The sequence below is a fragment of the Pseudoalteromonas qingdaonensis genome (genome assembly GCF_038739665.1).
GTDB lineage: Bacteria > Pseudomonadota > Gammaproteobacteria > Enterobacterales > Alteromonadaceae > Pseudoalteromonas > Pseudoalteromonas qingdaonensis.
The window spans coordinates 22,698-36,964 of the sequence record NZ_JBCGCU010000001.1; the positions used below are offsets into that span (position 1 = coordinate 22,698).

The following is a 14,267-nucleotide window of genomic DNA, read 5'->3' on the forward strand; positions in this document are numbered from 1 at the left end:
CTTGTTATGCGCGCATCTAACGCACCTAAAGAGCAACTTGCACTTAGAAGTTTCAGCAAAACTCACAAAGCTGAAAGCGGCTTTGCTAACCTATTTGCCCGTTCGGATGCAAGCGCCTTAGCGCCACCTTTATTGCAACCTCTACCGCCGCAAGAACCTCTTAATTCCGTCTCACCTATGTTAACCAAAGCGGAGCTACAATCACTGAGCGCCAATACCGCCACCTGTATTTTGCAAGCGCGCAAACCGAGTCGCGAGCTAGCAAGACCGCTATTTAACACCCTGTTCCAAGCCTATAATGCAAAATTAGCGCACACAGATCTTGCCCATAGCGAGCGTACCGAGCAGTTTATCAGTAAGCAGGGACTGACCCAGACGCCCGAGTATGATAGCCAAATACTTCCTGATCCCCTGCACCTTAGCAGCTATATACGCGCCATAGACAAGGCTATTATCGCGCTTTTGGGCAGCGGCCAGGAAACACTCTTTATCGCCTATCCGGCCTGCGGCCCTTTGGCCCCTCTGTTACTGCCCTTGTTGAGCCACTATCAAGGCCAAGGCATTACAGGCCAACAATTACGTATAACACTTATCAACCAACACCCCGAAGTCATTGCCTCACTCCATCGCCTGCTCAGCGAGCTGGAATTGCAGGAATACGTTCAACAAATGTATTGTGGCGACCCCTGCAGCTACAATGCCCCCATGCTCTTTGATTTGGTTATTCTCGAGCTAATGCCCCTGGATTCTAACTGTAAGAAACAGTTTAATATCGCCCATCATTTTGCCCAACAGCTCAGCACTAACGGCTATTTGATTCCCCAACAGGTTGATATCTATGCCGTTATGCAAGCAGCACAAGCGAGTGATGCACATGTGCACACAGATCTCGGCGTGGTGCTGTCGCTCACGGCGCAAAAGCTCAGAAACCTAACACAAAGCAAACTTAAACAAGAGCAGCCGCTTTGCACCCAGACGCTCACTCTGCCCATTTTAAGCAAACAAAACCCGCAATATCTGCTTGAGCTATATCCATATATCAGCCTGTTTGCCGATGAAGCTCTTGGCTTTAATGGCACTGAAGAGACCTTGCCCCTAGCGGATCTTAAGGTGTATATCGACCATATCCCAAGCACAATACAAACGAATATGATCCTGGCTAATTCCGGCGACACCCTCACATTTTACTATGACTTCGGCGCAGCGCCCGGCTTTAGGGTGAGCAAAAGTCAGAGCAAATAGCGCCTACACTTCTTGCTGTTGTCGCTGCTGCGTGTATAACAAGGCAAAGAAAAAAGCACTGCCAAGAGATGCGGTGATCACCCCTATGGGTAACTCCTGATTGCTCATCAAGGTGCGTGCCAATACATCCACCCAGAGCATAAACAAACCGCCACAAACAAAGCTTAACGGATAGATTTGGGTGCTAGTAAAGCGCCCACTAAGGCGCACCAAATGAGGGATCATCAAACCGACAAAGCCTATGCCGCCGCACACACTTACCAATACGGCTGTGATCAAGGCACTGAGCAGCAACATAATAATGCGTAGCATTGGCACATTCACGCCCAGGGTATGGGCACTTTCATCGCCCAACAAGAGGGCATTTAGGGCGCGGCGCAGCACCATCACCAATGCCAGCACCACCAGCAATAGCAGGGCGATGGGCAACAGCATGGCAAGATTGGCGCGGGCAAAACTGCCCAGAGTCCAAAACACCACGGCGCTGATGGCCTGGGGGTCGCTAAAATACAGCAATAAACTGGTGAGAGCGCTAAAACCGAAAGACAGGGCCACACCGCACAACACCATAATGGAGTTTTGCATATAGCGCAGCGATAAAGCCACGGATAGCAACAAGGCGGTAGCCAGCATGGCACCAACAAAGGCGCTGAGGGTCAAGATAATTCCGGCACTGACGCCAAGCAAGGTCATAGCCACCACCACGCCCAGCGCCGCCCCGGAGGAGATACCAAATAAATAAGGGTCGGCTAACGGATTGCGGGTCACGGTTTGCAGCATGGCGCCGGCCAAAGCCAACCCGGCACCGGCCATAAAGGCCAAGGCCACGCGCGGTAGCCTGAGTTGCCAGATGATCTGCTGCCACAGGGGGTCACCATCGCCGCCAAGTACCGCCAGTAACTGCGACCAGCTTAAATTAACTGCCCCCAGTTTTAGCGCCCATAAGGCGCTCAGCGGCACAATGAAAACAAGCGCCATAATGGCGATTTTACGCTGATTTATCATGACGTTTGGCTCCTATCAGCGTAGAAATAGTGCACCAGGGGCCAGTGCTCTGGGTTTTGCGGATGAGCGCCAACCTGAGTACAGACGCCAAACACCTCACTTAATAAGGACTCGGTGATCACCGCTTTGGGGGTGCCATTGGCAACCAGTTTACCGCTATCGAGTACCAGTAGTTTGTCGCACATGGCCGCGGCCAGATTTAAATCATGAAATGAAGCCAGTACAGTGAGGTTTAGCGAGCGCACCAACTCCATCAATTCAATTTGGTATTTTATGTCTAAATGACTGGTGGGTTCGTCCATAATCAATAACTTAGGTCGCTGTACCAGAGCCCGAGCAATATGTACCCGCTGCTGCTCACCACCTGAGAGTTGCGCCAGTTGCTTATGCTGCTGCGCCGCCAAGCCCACATCGGCAATGGCTTGCTGTACCCGCGCCTGTGCTTCGCTATCCGGCCTTTGCCACAGAGCCATACCGGGCAACAAACCTAAGGCCACCACATCGACCACGGTCAGAGACATATCGCTCGGCGCCTGCTGCAATACCACGGCCATATCCTGAGCCAATGCTCGCGGCGCTATGCTTTGAATGCAACGACCATCAAGGCGTATGGCATTTTCGGCGCTGGAGTAATAGCGATAAATGCAGCGCAGCAAGCTTGATTTACCGGCGCCATTGGGGCCGAGCAGGCCGATAAATTCGCCCTGCTGCAAGGAAAAACTGATGCCGTCGAGCACCTGTCGTTCCTGTAAACGACACTGCAACTGCTCCACGGTCAGTAAAGAATGATGAGACACAACACCCACTTAGATAAACTGGCAAGGCGCTATTATGAAAGCATTGCCGCTTAAAGTAAATTTTGTCTATCCAGACGTCTGTTCACTCGGCATATGCTGGCGCTGCAACCATTTAAACAGCGCCCCTAAACCAACCAGAGCCAGGCCAAGACCAATAAAGGACAGCGCCCGCAATAACCCGGTTAAATTGGCCATATCGACCAGGAACACCTTGGCTATGACCAAGGCCAATAAGGCCACACCGACACGCTGAATGATCAGCTTGTTAAGGGTTAAGCTCACGGCGACTAAGGCCGCACCTAGCAGTAGCCAGATCACCGAATAGCTGTAGAGCTCCGCATCTTCGACGCCAACGGAGAGCGAGATTAAAGGCCCCTGCCAATATTGCCGCACCAGGGCATTAATACCGACAAAGAGATAAAAGCCGCTGGCGCCAAAGAGCACACGGCTTAAGCTCGCCTGAGACTGGCGCAGCTGATAACCAAGCCAGGCACCAATAGCGGCCGGCGCAAAATAGTATAACCAGGCATAACTGCTCAGCAGCGATTCGCCCATGGGCACGCGCTCAAGCCAGGGGTTATGATCCAGCCACAACTGACTTTGCAACAAGGCCGCAACACCGAGCAGGAGATAGGCACCTATGGTATAGTACTGCGCCATGGTTTGCGCCGCTTTGGCACGATACAGATAAACGCAACCGAGTAATCCCCAGTTAATGCTCAGCACCAGTTTTTCAAGCAGCGACAAGTTTTCCAAATGAATGGTATGACCCACCAGGGCATAGCTGGTCAGTGCACTTACCCACAGCGCCAACAGGTGTAAAATCACGCCCAGTAACCAAGGCCTTAAGCTTTCACTGGCAAAGAAGCGATAACCCAGGATAAATAGGGCCGCAACGCTTGGGTATAACCATAAAGAAGGCTCACTCATTCCACTGCTATAAGGTGAGTCTACCCACAAGAGGGTAAGGCGCCCCGCCACCACGCTGATCAGAGCCTTAAGCAACCAAGCAGGAATAGGCTGCACAAAGCGCTTACTCAGATAACTCATCAACACCACCTGTAGCGCCAGTGCTAAGGTCAGGGCATGGGTACCGAGCACCAAGGTTGCTGCAAAGGCTAGGTGAGCATTGATGGCACACCAGTAAATCATCTGCTGCATTTTGTGGCGGGTACGATTGGCAAGAAAGACCAAGAAGGCGCCCGCCAGCAAGAGCTCCAGCACCCAGAACCATTTAACATCATCCAACCAGGCTTGCGGCAAGACCAGATAAGCCAGCACCAAGGGCACCAGCACGGCGCCACCTGCAACAAAGCTAAAGCCCATATGCCGGGGTGAACGACTGGCAAACACAGAGCCGTAAGCTAAAAACGCCACCATGGCAATTTGCGCCTGCCCCAAGGCGCCGTGGAACATCAAAAGGCCATCATGGTTTAAATCAGCGTGCATCGGATAAGGCTGATCCAATAGCAGCGCCAGCAACACAGCACTAAGTATCGGCCACAGCTGCCAGCGGGTGTTAAGTAAGGCGGCGACCGCAAACAAGGCGCTCAGCAGCCAAAACTGCACACTTAACACCCCCATGTTTTGCCCGTTTGAGAAGAGCACTGTGGCGACAAAGATCACCAGCAACAAGGCGTGGTCCGGCTTTTGCAGCACCAGGGACTTAAACGACCAGACCCTGTGCTCAAGTTGCGAGAATGAGAAGCCCAGACGGGGGATCATAATCAAGAGCAGCACACTGATGGGCACAAAAAAGACCATGGCCATGGCATGGGAGCGCGGAATATCCACAGCGATAAGCAATAGCCATAGCAGGTGCAGCGCCCAGATGCTGTACCACAACCACATGCGCCTGACCTTGCGCACCACAAAGGTTAAATTCAGGGTCAACACACTTAAGAAGATCACCAGTTCCAGGTAATTTGAAGAGCCGGTTGAGACCCAAAGCGGCACGCTATAAGCGCCCAACATGCCGATAATGGCCAGCAGTGGGCCATAACGCAGCGCCGTCCAACTGGCCGCCACAGATACCAAGGTCAACATCACAAAGGCGCTGCCCGGAGACAGCAGTTTATAACTCACCAGCGCCAAGGCGGTCAGCGCAAATAAACTGATATAGCCACCGGACGCCAGCGCCGCTGGCACATAGGCTATCATGGCGTATTGTGCCTCGCTGTCGCGATAGAATTTACGGTGGACATACTCGGCGCCGACCAATAGCAGCAGGCCGAAGGCTGCACCTAACACCAAACGTGCGGTGACCGACAAGAGCCCCGCCTCAAGAGAATAAGAAACAAAGAAAATGCCCCCAAAGGCCAACGCCAAAGCGCCTATCCACACCATCCAGTGCTCTTTAAATTGGGCAGTAAAACGCTGCCACAGGCCAGGCGTTGCTGGGTCTTTGAGCGGTAAATTAATATCAATCGCATCCTGATAGGTCGCTTCCCGCGGCGGCGACGCTATAGTCGCAGATGTGGCAGAAGGTTCAGTCGCCGCTGTGACTGAGGGCTCTTTTGGAGGCTGAGAGATAATACTAGCCGCACTTGCAGCCGCACTCGCGCTAACAGCGGACTCGGGAGATGTCTGAGGTGCTGTTTCCTTAGCGGCTGTGCTCATAGCACCCGGGGCAGCCTTTAATTGCCGTTGTAAATGCGCCAGTTGACGCTTAAGCTCACTTACTTGTGTCAGTGCGACTAACCCGCACACACTGCCGATCACTACAACCAGCATCAGCAAGCCTATAAAAGCGAACACTATATCCATGGCCTAACCTTAAGTTATTGACTCGTTTAACTATACTCACAAAAACGAAAAAGGAAAGTTAGCCGCGGCAGGCCTTATTTTAGCTACATTCGGCTCTTTACCCGAGTGGTTGCCTGGGCATTGGCTGGGTCATCTGGCCAAAAATGTTTCGGATATCGCCCCTTCATTTCCTTTTGCACCTCGCGATAACTGCCCTGCCAGAACTGCGCCAAATCCTGGGTTAATTGCAGCGGGCGCTGTGCCGGCGACAGTAACTCCATTAATATCGGCAGCTTGCCCTGCGCCAATTTGGGGCTCTCGGTAAGGCCATACACTTCCTGCATACGCACACTCAGTTTAGCCGGGCCATCAAGCTGATACTGGATGCTATGTGTCGACCCCGAAGGCACCACCAGCTTGCTCGGTAACTGCTGGTCCAGTTGCTGTTGCGCCGAGTAATCCAGCAAACTTAGCAAGGCCGGACGGTAATCGAGTTGCTGCAGTTGAGCCAATGACTGCACCTCACTCAAATACGGCGCCAACCACTGCGGCGCCGCCGCCAACAAGCTCTGCTCGTCGCTGTAGGTAAAAGGCGCGCCCAACAACTGCCCTGCCAGCACTAAGCGAGTTCGCAACTGCTGCGATTGTGGGTGCTTAAACAAGGCCCAGCCCTGCTTTTGCAACAGCCCGAGCCAGGCCTGACATTTCATTTGCGAGCTAATGGCTTGGGAGGAAGGTTGGCTGCGCAAGGTAATGGCGCCCAGTTTAAAGCGGGTTTCATTGGTGAACTGCGCTGTTTTGTCGTTAAACTCGCACACCTCTTGCTCGCTAAATAAATGCGGCAAGTGCTCCTGTAATTGCTGGGGGCAAAAAGCAGTGGCAGAGAAGATACGTTGGCCGCCTTGGCCGCCCACCTCGGCAATAGCTAGATAGTCTTCATCAAGCCAGTGCTCAGCGGATGCCTGCACCCCGGCGCCGTTACTCATTAACATGCCCTGCCCACGACGTTTAGCCAGACGATCCGGATAGGCCAGCGCCACTACTAAAGGCAATAAGGACATGGGTAAAGATTGGCACTGCGCCAATTTGAGTCTTTGCTGCCAATACCTCAGTTGCCGGCGAAATGCCGGATGGGGGCGATGCAATTGCGCATTGAGCGCAGTGCTGAGCTCGGAAGCTGTACTAATACGCGCTTCCATCAGAGCAACAAAATGGACCGCCAGCTGTAAAAAACCTGGCCACTGGCGTTCAAACTTCTCAGCCTTATATAAAAGATGGGCAAAGCGCAATTCAGTGCCCATGGCGTGCATGGCCTTGGCCTGGGGCGATAGCTTATCGCCTTCCAACACTTCCAGCATCTGCAATAACACCTGGGCCTGCTGTTGCTGCGCCTGGGTTGGCGGGTCCAGCAGTTGCAACTCATCAAGGCTTGCGCCCCACAGTTTGGCCTCAAGCAACAAGGGGCTGATATCACTGGTGAGCATCTCGGGGGCATCGTGACTGGCGCGGCGTTCAAGCTGCTCCTTGGCACCAAGACGATAGACCACGCCGGGTTGCAAACGCCCCGCTCGTCCCGCCCTTTGGGTGGCGGAAGAACGGGAGATATTCACGGTTTTAAGCTCAGTAACCCCGGTTTTTAAATTAAACTCGGCGGCGCGACGTTTGCCGCTGTCCACCACCACGCGAATGCCGTCTATGGTTAAACTGGTTTCCGCCACATTGGTGGTTAATACTACCTTGCGCTTACCCTTGGGTGCTGGGGCTATGGCCTCTTGCTGCGCTTGCTTATCCAGCTCACCATAAAGCTTGTGCACCTCGATATTAGCCGCTAAATCCGTCAGTTGCTCACCGACGCGGTTGATCTCGCGCTGACCGGGCAAAAATACCAGCACACTGCCTTCTTGCTCGCTAAGGGCCCGCTTGACCAAGGGCGCCATGGCCTCTAACCAGCGCTCGCTCTGCGCCAAGGGTTCATACACTTCCTCTATGGGATAACTGCGGCCTTCGGCAGTCACCATGGGACAATCGATAAACTGTTGATAACGCTCGCCGTCCAAAGTTGCCGACATGATCAGAATTTTTAAATCATCGCGCAGCAACTGGCTTTCCAAGGCAAAGGCCAGCGCCGTGTCGGCGGCCAAGGAGCGCTCATGGAATTCATCGAAGATCACTAGATCAACATCGCTCAGTTCCGGGTCGCTTTGCAACATGCGCGTTAGCACCCCTTCGGTGACAATTTCCAAGCGTGTCTCGGCACTGACCTTGGTTTCCTGACGTAAACGCAACCCCACGCTTTGCCCCAACCGCTCGTTTTTTTGCGATGCCAAAAACTGGGCGATATTACGCGCCGCTAAGCGCCTAGGCTCAAGCATAATAATGCGCTGAAAGTGACCATCGCGCAGCAATTGCAGCGGCAGCCAGGTTGATTTACCGGCACCGGGAGGCGCTTGTAATAAACACAAGGGGTGGTTACTGAGTTGCTCTATTAGCTGAGGGTAGCTTTGTTGTATTGGTAGCACGGCGTTCACACGAAGCGATTCATGGTGGCTATTGTATGCCATTGTCCGCTCAGGATCAGTAGCTAGGGCTAATCCATGGCCACATCGTCGTCGAATACGACCCGGTTTTTACCACTGCTTTTGGCCAGATACAAACGCTTATCGGCAATATTGAGGCAATGATCTATGCTCTCACCGAACTGACGTTGGTGAGCACCTATGCTCAGGGTCATATGCAAACTATGGCCATCTGTGTGCAGAGCGTTATCCTGCAGATGTTGCATTATCTGCGTAGCAACCCGCTTGGCACTGCGAGCCGCGGTATTATGCACCACCAGCAAAAACTCTTCACCGCCCCAACGAGCGACAATATCATCGGGCCCGGCATGGTCCTTTAGAGTCGCGGCGATAAAGCGCAGCACCTGATCGCCGACCTGATGACCATAACCATCGTTGAACTGCTTAAAATTATCGGCATCAAGCAACATATACACGGCACCGGCGCCGAAACCAGGCTGAGTCAGACATTCCAGGGCATAACGGCGGTTGCTGAGCCCAGTCATGGCATCGGTGCGCGCCAGTTGCTCATTAATCTGCAATTGCTGCATTAACGCCCGGCTGTATTTATTGCGGTAATACTCGTAAAAGCCAGCCAGCACACAGAGAATGGCAAAGCACAGCATCACACGAGCAGGAAAATGGTAATTATCGTATTGATACAAGCCTAGGTTGGGCGTAAAGATAAACAACAGCAAAACCACCAAGGCCAGTAAAATAAGGTCCACCGCCCCTTGCTTTAAACCACGAATGAAGAAGGTCACCGGCGAGACAATAAATAACCACAAAGGCCCGGTACCATGGCTGCCTCCGGATACCACCAGATACGACATCAGCGCGTACAGGGAATACAACATCAGCACGGCGAGAAAGGCATCATGCTTTGTTATTACAAAGGGCAAGGCAAACACCAGCACGGCGCTGGCCAACAGTAGGCTAAGCAAAAGGTAGCCATCGAGATAACTGTTAATGGCCATTATCAAGGAAGTACAGGCGCCAATCGCGGCAAATACACGTAAGAAAAGGGCCTTATCGGCATCGGTGGCATTAAAGGTATCTTTCACTGATCCGCACTACTTATCCTTGTTGTTCGATAACTCACTGTAGCATAAAAATATTAATGCCCAATAATAGGGCCATCAATATTTGTCCTAGGGACAATGAAGGCATAAAAAAGGCGACCCCAGTCGCCTTTGTTTATTCGCTATGAATCATCCTAGTAGTCGTAGCCCAGATTAGGCCCGAGCCATCTGTGCGCTTCATCCAGCGTCATGCCCTGGCGCTCGGCGTAATCTTCAACCTGATCGCGCTGAATGCCAGCAACGGCGAAGTACTTGGAATCCGGGTGGCTGAAATACCAGCCAGATACAGCCGCCCCCGGCCACATGGCGTAGGACGAAGTCAGCTTCATACCGATGCGCTCTTCCACGTTCAGCAAGTCCCAGATCTTGGACTTCTCCGTATGCTCCGGGCAGGCCGGATAACCAGGCGCCGGGCGAATACCCTGATAATTTTCGCGAATTAGCTCATCATTGCTGAGCGCTTCATCCGCGGCATAGCCCCAATGTACCTTGCGCACCTGCTCATGCAGATACTCGGCAAAAGCCTCGGCGAGACGGTCGGCCACGGCCTTGACCATGATCTTGTTGTAGTCATCACCTTGGGCATCAAAGGCATCGGCCAAGGCGTCTTCTTCTAGGCCACCGGTGACTGCAAAGGCGCCAAAGTAATCCGGCGTGCCCTTAGGCGCTACATAATCGGCTAAGCAGTAGTTGGCAAAGCCCTTTTTCTCGGTTTGCTGACGTAACTGACAGGAACGCAACAGCACCTGAGAGCGGGTTTCATCGGCGTAAATTTCAATGTCGTCGCCGACCCGGTTGGCCGGGAACAAACCTATCACCCCCTTGGGCTGAATGCTGCGCTCACGGGCAAACTTATCGAGCATGGCATTGGCATCGGCAAACAGCGACTGGGCCTGCTCGCCCACCACTTCATCATTAAGAATGCGCGGATACTTGCCCGCCAGCGACCAGGTCATAAAAAACGGCGTCCAGTCGATATAATGGCGCAAGGTGTCTATGGCCACATCGTGGAACTCCTGCACGCCCAGCTTACTGGGAACCGGTGGCACATAGTTTTGCCAATCCAGCTTGGCATGGTTGGCCCGTGCCTGCTGTAAACCTATGGGCTTGGAGCGCGGCTTTTTACGCGCCTGTTGCTCACGCACTTTTTCATACTCAGCCTTGGTTTTCGCCAAGAACTCCGTTTTGGCGGTTTTACTCAACAGGCTGGAGGCCACGCCCACGGCGCGGCTGGCGTTATTTACATAGATCACGCCCTTGTCGTATTGGGGCTCAATTTTCACCGCGGTGTGCGCCTTGGAGGTGGTAGCGCCGCCAATCAGCAGTGGTATCTCAAAGCCGCGACGGGTCATTTCCTTGGCCACATGCACCATCTCATCAAGGGATGGGGTAATAAGGCCGGATAAACCGATAATATCGGCGTTTTCATCGATGGCGGTTTGCAGAATTTTCTCCGCCGGCACCATCACGCCCAGGTCTATCACCTCATAGTTATTACATTGCAGTACCACGCCGACGATGTTTTTGCCTATGTCGTGCACATCGCCCTTTACCGTGGCCATAATGATTTTACCGTTGGTCTGCCCTTCTTCCTTTTCGGCTTCAATATAGGGGTCGAGATAGGCCACGGCGCGCTTCATAACCCGCGCCGACTTCACCACCTGAGGCAGGAACATTTTACCGGCACCAAAAAGGTCGCCGACCACATTCATGCCATCCATCAGCGGCCCTTCGATCACCTCTATGGGCTTGGCAAACTGCTGGCGACAGGCCTCGGTGTCTTCTTCAATATAGTCTGTGATGCCCTTCACCAAGGCGTGCTCCAGGCGTTTTTCCACCGGCCATGAGCGCCACTGGAGGTCTTCCACCTTTTCGGCTTGAGCCATACCCGAGTATTTAGGTGCCAGCTCAACCAGGCGCTCGCCCGCGCCCGGGTCTTTATTGAGAATGACATCCTCAACCGCATTGCGTAGCTCTTCGGGAATATCGTCATACACCGCCAGCTGGCCGGCGTTGACTATGCCCATGTCCATACCCGCTTGAATGGCGTGATACAGGAACACCGAGTGAATGGCTTCGCGCACCGGGTTATTACCACGGAACGAGAAAGACACATTCGACACCCCGCCGGACACCTTACAGTACGGCAAGTTTTCTTTAATGCGGCGGGTGCCCTCTATAAATTCAACGGCGTAATTATCGTGCTCTTCGATGCCCGTGGCCACGGCGAAAATATTGGGGTCGAAAATAATGTCTTCCGGCGGGAAGCCGAGCTCGTCTACCAAAATGCGGTAGGAGCGCTCACAGATTGCAAACTTACGATCGGCGGTTTCCGCCTGGCCGGTTTCATCAAAGGCCATGACCACCACGGCGGCGCCAAAGCGTTTAAGGATTTTTGCCTGGTGACGGAACGGCTCTTCCCCTTCTTTAAGGGAAATGGAGTTCACAATCGCCTTACCCTGAATACACTTAAGACCTGCTTCAATCACCTCCCACTTGGAGGAGTCGACCATGATCGGCACCTTGGAGATATCCGGCTCCGAGGCGATAAGGTTCAGAAACTTCACCATCGCCGCCTTGGAGTCCAACATGGCTTCGTCCATGTTGATATCGATCACCTGGGCGCCGCTTTCTACTTGTTCGCGGGCCACATCCAGGGCGGTTTCATAGTCTTCTTCCATGATCAGGCGCTTAAAACGCGCCGAGCCGGTGACATTGGTACGCTCACCGACATTGGTAAAAATGGCTGTATTGGTCATAGTTGATAGCCCCTTAATTCAAGTTACAGGCTTCAAGGCCACTGAGGCGCATGCGCACCGGCAGCTCGGGGAGCGCTCGTGGTGCGGTGTTCTTTAAGCCGTCGCTAAAGGCTTTAATATGCTCCGGCGTGGTACCACAGCAACCGCCGACAATATTGATAAAGCCCTGCTCGCCCCAGTCGATGATCTCCTGAGCCATTTCTTCGGCTTCCAGGTCGTACTCGCCGAACTCGTTGGGCAAACCGGCATTGGGGTGCACCGAGGTAAAGGTTTCGCAGACAGTGGATAGCTCTTCCACGTACTGGCGCAGCAGATCCGGGCCTAAGGCGCAGTTAAGGCCGATAGAAAGCGGCTTAATATGGCGAATGGAGTTATAGAAAGCCTCTGTGGTTTGCCCCGACAGGGTGCGGCCCGAGGCATCGGTAATGGTGCCGGAGATCATCACAGGCAAACTGGTGCCGGCTTGCTCAAAGGCTTCTTCCACCGCAAAGGCAGCGGCCTTGGCATTAAGGGTATCAAAAATGGTTTCGATCAAGATCAGGTCGGCGCCGCCTTCCATCAAGGCCAGGGTCGACTCGATATAGGCCTCAACCAGTTTATCGAAGGTGATATTACGATAACCCGGGTCGTTTACATCCGGCGAGATAGAGCAGGTCTTGGATGTGGGCCCAAGCACACCGGCCACATAGCGCGGTTTATTTGGCTCCCGGGCACTGAATTCATCGGCCACCTTGCGCGCCAAGCGCGCCGACTCGAGATTAATCTCACGGCTAAGGCTTGCCATCTCGTAGTCTTCCATGGAAATAGTGGTGGCGTTAAAGGTGTTGGTTTCAATAATATCCGCACCGGCCTCAAGGTATTCGCGATGGATTTGCGCGATCACCTCGGGTTGCGTCAGGCTTAACAGGTCGTTGTTGCCCTTCACCAATACATGCCAGTCTTTAAAGCGCTCGCCGCGATAGTCGTTTTCCTCAAACTTATGTTTTTGGATCATGGTGCCCATGGCGCCATCGAGAATTAAAATACGCTGCTTTAGCGCCGCTTCGAGGGCTTGACGTTTATTCGGCATAATTATCTGTCCTTACATCCTGGCTCACCAGATTAATATCATAGGGCGTGGTTTGATACACGTAGTAGTTTAGCCAATTGGAAAATAACAAGAAGGCATGGCTTTGCCAGGTTTTCGACGGTTTTAAGGCTGGGTTATCCTCGGGAAAATAGTTTTTTGGTTTAGCCACATCCAGACCCTTATCGACATCGCGTTGATACTCTTTTTGCAAAGTATCGGCGTCGTATTCCGGGTGCCCGGTCAGGTACACCTGCGAGCCGCTTTGGTTTTTAAGTAAGTAGGCACCCACTTCCTCTGAGCCGGCAAGCACTACCAATTCATCGTGCGCAGCAATTTTATTGATATCTATATGACCATAGCGCGAGTGTGGCACCAAGAAACGGTCGTCAAAACCGCGGGTGAGCGCGCCGTGGTCGAAATAACACTGGTGCTCAAATACACCGCATAGTTTGTTGGCCTGGAGTTCACGTTTTAGGCCGTAGTGATGGTACAAACCGGCGTGAGCCGCCCAACAGCTAAACAAGGTGGAGGTGACATGGTGCTCGGCCCACTCGAAGAACTCCTGTAATTCCTGCCAATAGCCTACCTCTACGTATTCAAGATGAGCCAGCGGCGCGCCTGTGATGATCACCGCATCATAGTTAGTGTCTTTTACATCGCTGAAATAGCGATAAAACATGTCCAAATGCTGCTCGGAGTTGGCGCTGGACCTATGGGTATCAAGACGCAGTAAGTCCACATTAACCTGCAAAGGCGTATTGGCCAGCAGGCGAATAAACTGCACTTCTGTTTCCACCTTATTCGGCATCAGGTTCAATATGGCCAAACGCATGGGCCTGATCTCCTGCGTGCTGGCACGACTTTTCGGCATCACAAAGACATTTTCTTGGCGCAATTGCGAAATCGCCGGCAACGCATCCTGAACCGTAATAGGCATAGTGAACTCCAATGCAAATACTAGAAGGGCTATTATGACCGTCGCGCCGGAAATATCAACCGCTAGATGTTTAGAC

The 14,267-nt window shown here is 53.0% G+C and carries 9 protein-coding genes; 1 reads left to right on the top strand and 8 read right to left on the bottom strand.

Annotated elements, in window-relative coordinates; genetic code table 11:
• Nucleotides 1-6: 6 nt before the first annotated feature.
• Nucleotides 7-1,242 carry a hypothetical protein gene (locus WCN91_RS00110; protein WP_342675410.1) on the top strand — a complete coding sequence of 412 codons (1,236 nt, stop codon included), beginning with the start codon at nucleotides 7-9 and terminating at the stop codon, nucleotides 1,240-1,242.
• Nucleotides 1,243-1,245: 3 nt separating this feature from the next.
• Here the strand turns inward: WCN91_RS00110 and WCN91_RS00115 are convergent, their stop codons facing one another.
• The 8 genes from WCN91_RS00115 to WCN91_RS00150 form a co-directional block, all read right to left on the bottom strand.
• On the bottom strand, nucleotides 1,246-2,247 hold the full coding sequence (locus tag WCN91_RS00115; protein ID WP_342675411.1) for a FecCD family ABC transporter permease: 1,002 nt from the start codon (nucleotides 2,245-2,247) through the stop codon (nucleotides 1,246-1,248).
• Nucleotides 2,244-3,044 carry an ABC transporter ATP-binding protein gene (locus WCN91_RS00120; protein WP_342675412.1) on the bottom strand — a complete coding sequence of 267 codons (801 nt, stop codon included), beginning with the start codon at nucleotides 3,042-3,044 and terminating at the stop codon, nucleotides 2,244-2,246. Before WCN91_RS00120 ends, WCN91_RS00115 begins: the two co-directional genes overlap by 4 nt.
• Before the next feature lie 66 nt (nucleotides 3,045-3,110).
• Nucleotides 3,111-5,810 carry a DUF2339 domain-containing protein gene (locus tag WCN91_RS00125; RefSeq protein ID WP_342675413.1) on the bottom strand — a complete coding sequence of 900 codons (2,700 nt, stop codon included), beginning with the start codon at nucleotides 5,808-5,810 and terminating at the stop codon, nucleotides 3,111-3,113.
• A gap of 83 nt (nucleotides 5,811-5,893) precedes the next feature.
• On the bottom strand, nucleotides 5,894-8,308 hold the full coding sequence (gene hrpB, locus WCN91_RS00130; RefSeq protein WP_342675830.1) for an ATP-dependent helicase HrpB: 2,415 nt from the start codon (nucleotides 8,306-8,308) through the stop codon (nucleotides 5,894-5,896).
• A 68-nt stretch (nucleotides 8,309-8,376) separates the two neighbouring features.
• Nucleotides 8,377-9,408, bottom strand: coding sequence for a GGDEF domain-containing protein (locus WCN91_RS00135; protein ID WP_342675414.1), 1,032 nt, complete (start codon nucleotides 9,406-9,408; stop codon nucleotides 8,377-8,379).
• 152 nt (nucleotides 9,409-9,560) lie between these two features.
• The gene (metH, locus tag WCN91_RS00140; protein ID WP_342675415.1) at nucleotides 9,561-12,185 is read right to left on the bottom strand and encodes a methionine synthase; all 2,625 of its coding nucleotides are present in this window, start codon (nucleotides 12,183-12,185) and stop codon (nucleotides 9,561-9,563) included.
• A 13-nt stretch (nucleotides 12,186-12,198) separates the two neighbouring features.
• Nucleotides 12,199-13,254, bottom strand: a complete 1,056-nt coding sequence (locus tag WCN91_RS00145; protein ID WP_342675416.1) for a homocysteine S-methyltransferase family protein — start codon at nucleotides 13,252-13,254, stop codon at nucleotides 12,199-12,201.
• The gene (locus WCN91_RS00150; RefSeq protein WP_342675417.1) at nucleotides 13,244-14,191 is read right to left on the bottom strand and encodes a homoserine O-succinyltransferase; all 948 of its coding nucleotides are present in this window, start codon (nucleotides 14,189-14,191) and stop codon (nucleotides 13,244-13,246) included. Before WCN91_RS00150 ends, WCN91_RS00145 begins: the two co-directional genes overlap by 11 nt.
• Between the last annotated feature and the right edge of the window lie 76 nt (nucleotides 14,192-14,267).

Excerpts from the sequence above, each read along its gene's own strand:
- metH (WP_342675415.1), bottom strand. The coding sequence starts at position 12,185 with ATGACCAATACAGCCATTTTTACCAATGTCGGTGAGCGTACCAATGTC.
- WCN91_RS00145 (WP_342675416.1), bottom strand. The coding sequence starts at position 13,254 with ATGCCGAATAAACGTCAAGCCCTCGAAGCGGCGCTAAAGCAGCGTATT.
- WCN91_RS00115 (WP_342675411.1), bottom strand. The coding sequence starts at position 2,247 with ATGATAAATCAGCGTAAAATCGCCATTATGGCGCTTGTTTTCATTGTG.
- WCN91_RS00110 (WP_342675410.1), top strand. The coding sequence starts at position 7 with ATGCGCGCATCTAACGCACCTAAAGAGCAACTTGCACTTAGAAGTTTC.
- WCN91_RS00150 (WP_342675417.1), bottom strand. The coding sequence starts at position 14,191 with ATGCCTATTACGGTTCAGGATGCGTTGCCGGCGATTTCGCAATTGCGC.
- WCN91_RS00125 (WP_342675413.1), bottom strand. The coding sequence starts at position 5,810 with ATGGATATAGTGTTCGCTTTTATAGGCTTGCTGATGCTGGTTGTAGTG.